The organism is Yersinia sp. 1252 StPb PI, assembly GCF_048593885.1.
GTDB classification, from domain to species: Bacteria; Pseudomonadota; Gammaproteobacteria; order Enterobacterales; family Enterobacteriaceae; genus Yersinia; species Yersinia enterocolitica_E.
Genome location: NZ_JAZGQE010000244.1, coordinates 1 through 5,279 on the forward strand (window position 1 = coordinate 1; position 5,279 = coordinate 5,279).

Here is a 5,279-nt window from a genome sequence, read left to right on the forward strand (position 1 = left end):
CATGAATAATTGTAGGGTAAAAATGGCAGGTTAAAACTCTGAGAGAGTACATCAGTACGCTTGTATGATCCTCTTGCGTGATTGCAGAGTCATTCAGGGGATGGTAGTTTTTATCTTTTATTTCAGTGAGATTTGTTCATGGACAATCGTGTTAATCCGTTGCGTTATCGTGGGGCANTGTTTGCCGGTATGGTTGCTATCGGGGTATTACTGAGCGGTTGTGTTGATAGCGCTGGTCATGCAAACACAGTAGCGGTGAAAGTTGTACCTCCGGCCTGTATTAAAGGTGAGTCAATGACACAAACCACACTCTACTTCGGTTTGAATCGGCCTCATGGCCCCGCTATTTCTATCACTGAATGGCAGTCTTTTGTCGATAATGATGTGACTAGCCGCTTCAATGAAGGCTTGACCGTAATCGATGCCAAGGGGCAATGGTTAGGAAATAATGGGAAAGTTGCCAAAGAAAGCAGTAAGGCATTAGTCCTTATTCATAAAGATGGCAAAGAAGACGCCATTGAAGCTCTGCGCTCCCGCTATAAACAGCAGTTTTCACAAGAATCTGTCATGCGAGTTGATACTACTGTGTGCGTAGATTTCTAACATTCATTTCAAGCCTTTTATCTCCAATTTACGAGAGATAAAAGGCTGATAGTCCTATTTTTGGCTTAGAATGAAAGCTTACCTTATTACAAAATAAGTCCTGCAACGGCGGCAGAAAGTAAACTGACCAAGGTTGAACCATAGACTAATTTTAATCCGAATCGTGAAACGATATTCCCTTGTTGCTCATTCAGCCCTTTGATGGCACCAGCAACAATACCAATTGAGGCAAAGTTAGCAAAAGATACTAAAAAGACAGAAAGAATGCCTAAGCCACGTGGAGACATTTCGGCTGCTACTTTCTTTAATTCAATCATGGCAACGAACTCATTTGCCACCAGTTTGGTAGCCATAATACTCCCCGCCTGTAACGCATCCTGAGTAGGAATGCCAATCAGCAGAGCAAGTGGATAAAATAGATATCCCAGCACTTCCTGGAAACTGATGTTGAATAAGCTACTAAATAAAGCATTAATAGCAGAAATTATGGCAATAAACCCGATTAACATCGCGGTTATAATCATAGCGATTTTAAAACCAGCCAGAATATATTCCCCCAACATCTCAAAAAAACTTTGGTCTTCATGAAGTTTGTTTAGCTTTAATTCGGGTTCTTCAGTAACAGGGTAAGGATTAATAATAGAAAGAACAATAAAAGTACTAAACATATTCAATATTAATGCAGTTACTACAAATTTTGGCTCAAGCATGGTCATATAAGCGCTTACAATCGACATGGACACTGTTGACATCGCCGTTGCTGCCATGGTGTACATTCTACGTGGTGATATATCAGCAATAATCCCTTTGTAAGCAATAAAATTCTCTGATTGTCCCAAAATCAATGTACTTACGGCATTGAAAGACTCCAGTTTCCCCATGCCATTTACTTTGGATAACAACGTGCCCACCACCCGTATGATGAGTGGCAATATGCGAAAGTGCTGTAAAATCCCAATCAGTGCAGAAACGAAAATGATCGGGCAAAGAACGTTCATGAATATAAATGCTAAGCCTTGTTCGTTCATTCCGCCAAAAACAAAACTAGTACCGACTGAGGCAAATTTCATCAGTGTTTCGAATAATCCAGCAAAATACTTTATCGCACCCAGGCCATTTTCTGAGTGTAAAAAGAAATAAGCCAGTGCAATTTCTAAAACCAATAACTGAAAAATATAGCGCAGTCTAATATTTTTTCGGTCACGACTGGCTAACAACGCCAGTATTGCAATAGTCATCAATGCTAAAAGAAAGTGCAGAATTTGCAGCATAAAAAATCCGTCAGGGATAAAGTTCAGCCAGTATTTTATCCATAATGGCAGGCTTTTTTCATCTGAAATTCTATCGCCTTGGCAATATATATTCTATTTAGCGCCTTAACACAGCTCTAAACATGCGTATTGTTAAAATTTTTACTGCTTTTCTCATCATTTATCCATTGGGTGACTCACTATTTATCTGCCAGCTTAAGTTGTCATCACTCCGGCAAGTTTAGCGCTTCCTCAAGGAGGATCCGGCAGAAATAGCACTATTTGTGTTTAACTAACTCATTGGATGGAATATGAATATGATTAATCTTCCTAGCTGCCGCCCTTTTACTGAGGCTGGCCACTTATCTCAAATATCGGCCTATTACGAAGAAGAGCGTAATACCATGTGGATGTTGTTGCGCGCTCATCCGCGCCCTTGTTTTAATCTGGAATTAATTGAAAATATTATGACACTCGCGCAAGCCGCTAAAGAATCAAAGTTACCTTTTGATTTTTGGGTGACGGGTTCGGNGGTGCCCAATATGTTTAATGTAGGGGGGGACTTAAACTTTTTCGCGCATATGATCAAAAACCGCAAACGAGAAGCGTTAATGGCATATGCGCGTGCATGCGTAGATTGTGTTCATGCGGCTTCCCGTGGCTTTGATACTGGTGCTATCTCTATTGCGATGATTGAGGGCAGCGCGTTAGGTGGCGGCTTTGAGGCAGCATTAGCCCATCATTTTGTTCTGGCACAAACTACAGCCAGAATGGGATTCCCAGAAATTGCATTTAATCTATTTCCTGGCATGGGGGGGTATTCGCTTGTTGCCAGAAAAGCAGGAATGAGGGTAGCTGAACAATTGATTTGGACGGGTGAGTCTCATGCAGCGGAATGGTATGAGAGTCGTGGCTTAGTTGATAAGTTATTTCAGCCGGGAGATGCTTATCTTGCTACTCGCACCTTTATAGATACGATCAGGCCGAAGTTAAATGGTATGAGAGCGATGATTAGGGTCCGGCAACGTGTTTTACAATTAACGCGTTCAGAACTGATGGATATCACTGAGGATTGGGTTGATTCTGCATTTTCTATTGAGCCGAAAGATATTGCCTATATCGAACGGTTGGTTACGTTACAAGACCGGCATACTTCGGCAATGCCAAAAGCAATATAACGTTATGCACCTAATCCAATGAAAGGTGAGGGTGTTGTGTTACCAGCCAATGCTCCAGTTCATCTGCGGGCATTGGTTTGGCGTAAAGAAATCCCTGCTTTTCATCAATGCCAATAGAATCCAGGAATTCTTCTTCCCCTTTAGTTTCCACACCTTCGGCAATCACCCGCATTTTAAGTGCCTCAGCGACAACGATAATGGCTTTAACCAGAGATTGTGAAATAGGATTATTATCAATATCACGAACAAAACTTTGATCCAATTTAATGGCATCAATAGGGATACGGGCCAATTGAGAAAGTGAAGAATAGCCAGTGCCGAAGTCATCCAAATGAACCTGAGCACCCAAGTGACGTAGTTGTTTCATGATATTGATGGCTGCATCTTCATCATCAATTAAGCAACTTTCGGTTAATTCAACATCAACCAAACTTGATTCTAATTCGCTGGATTCAAGAGACTCAATAAAACTGGTTACGATAGCTTCATCAATTAATTGCCTGGCTGACACATTGACCGCCACCCGCAAGTTAATTCCACGTTTTTTCCAATCTACCGCTTGTTGCATTGAGGTTTGCAGTACCCATTTTCCCAATGGTCCGATCAACCCGGATTCTTCGGCATAGGAGATAAATTCAAGTGGGGCGATTAAACCACGCTCAGGTGATAACCATCGGACTAATGCTTCGACACTATGAACTTTACCCGTTTTGGCAGATATCTTGGGTTGGTAAAAAACTTGTAATTGATGTTGTTCTAAACCCTTACGTAAATTGGTATCTAGCCAGACGTATTCAGATACTTTCTTATTCATCTCTTGTGAAAAAATCGAATAGGTCTGTTTTCCATGTTCTTTTGCGGTGTACATGGCAGTATCTGCGCTACGGATAATATTCTCTAGTGTATCGCCATGTTCAGGGCACAGTGCTATCCCGATAGAGCACCCGGTATATACTTCAATCAATCCTACCCGGAAGGGCAATTTCATGCGGTTGAGAATACGCTGTGTAGTTGCCTCCAGTAAGCTCATCGAGGCATTCTCGACCAGAACAATAAACTCATCACCGCCTAACCGGGCAAGCATTTCACTTTCACCCAAACAACTTAAAATGGCGAGTGAGACATCTTTCAGTAAGCGATCACCAAACATATGACCGTAATGGTCGTTCACTTTTTTAAAATTATCGAGATCGAGGTAAATAATCCCCACCGAAGAATCACCACGAGTTAGGATCGCGCTATTAATGCGTTCATGAATAGCGTGGCGATTAGGCAGGCCAGTAATCATGTCGGTATTAGCCAAAATCCGCAAACGCTCTTGAGCACGCCTTTCTTTAGTAATATCGGTACCAGAACAGATAAGGTAACGCTCGTTTTTGCCACTGCCACTGTGAACAAACTTATTGCGGAATAAAAAGAGACGTTTTCCTTTTACGGTATTAACCCAACGCTCAACTTCGTAAGATGCACCGCGCTGGAAGAAGCCCTCAATATTTTTACGTGATGAGGCTCCCTCTTTGGCTGTCATAAACAAGTCGTAAACATTTTTACCAATGACATCTTGTTCTTTTTTACCAGTATATTCTTCGCTAAGGTGATTGAAACGCTGTACATAACCATCTTTATCGAGAATCACAATGACTGAGTTAGCCTCAGAAACCACTTGTTCTGCAAAGGAAAGCCCCATTACTAAATCGCGCGCTACTGATTCAGTATCCGCGTACGCAGAAGCAGTTCCGCCCCATTCTTTGTCATTAACTTTACGGCCCACCAGATGTAAATGAAGTGGGTTACCATAAATCTCGATTTCAATATCTAAACTGGCAGTAATGCCGGTTAAGCCCCGAATTTTCATTGTTTGAACTGAATTAAGGGGAATAGCAATATTTGTAGTCCCTTTAATCGCTGACAACTCTAAAGCTTGACTATCAAAAGCCAGTCGCCAAAAAGGGCTATGGGTACCAAAATAGGTATCAAGGATCGATGTGTTTTGGTCTTCGAACATACGCGATCCCCTAAAAGTGTATATGTGTCTTTTACTTACCTAAGCCAGAAAATTTAAGCAACGCTATTTCTGGCTTACCCTGTGATGGTGGTAATTCTGGCCCTTATAAAACGACCCTGTCTAGACCGACCAACCAATAAAGTATATGTGTAATTTCTTCATACCTGATATTAGATAGTAGTCATAAACATATTAAATGCCCTTTCTGCTCTCAAATTGTGGCATAAGAAGAAAGGTAAACAT

At 41.5% G+C, this 5,279-nt stretch carries 4 protein-coding genes; 2 read left to right on the forward strand and 2 right to left on the reverse strand.

Going from position 1 to position 5,279, the window contains the following annotated elements; translation table 11 throughout:
• Positions 1-138: 138 nt before the first annotated feature.
• On the forward strand, positions 139-603 hold the full coding sequence (locus tag V2A85_RS21665; protein ID WP_420072331.1) for a DUF3574 domain-containing protein: 465 nt from the start codon (positions 139-141) through the stop codon (positions 601-603).
• Between the two features lie 86 nt (positions 604-689).
• On the opposite strand, the gene V2A85_RS21670 is transcribed toward V2A85_RS21665, so the two are convergent.
• Complete coding sequence (locus V2A85_RS21670; RefSeq protein WP_420072332.1) at positions 690-1,874, reverse strand: NupC/NupG family nucleoside CNT transporter; 1,185 nt, start codon at positions 1,872-1,874, stop codon at positions 690-692.
• A gap of 290 nt (positions 1,875-2,164) precedes the next feature.
• Here V2A85_RS21670 and V2A85_RS21675 point away from each other — a divergent pair, with 290 nt between their 5' ends.
• Entirely contained in the window at positions 2,165-3,031 is an 867-nt protein-coding gene (locus tag V2A85_RS21675) for a crotonase/enoyl-CoA hydratase family protein (RefSeq protein ID WP_420072333.1), read from the forward strand.
• A 10-nt stretch (positions 3,032-3,041) separates the two neighbouring features.
• Here the strand turns inward: V2A85_RS21675 and pdeR are convergent, their stop codons facing one another.
• Positions 3,042-5,036, reverse strand: a complete 1,995-nt coding sequence (pdeR, locus tag V2A85_RS21680; protein ID WP_372560148.1) for a cyclic di-GMP phosphodiesterase — start codon at positions 5,034-5,036, stop codon at positions 3,042-3,044.
• Positions 5,037-5,279: the final 243 nt, after the last annotated feature.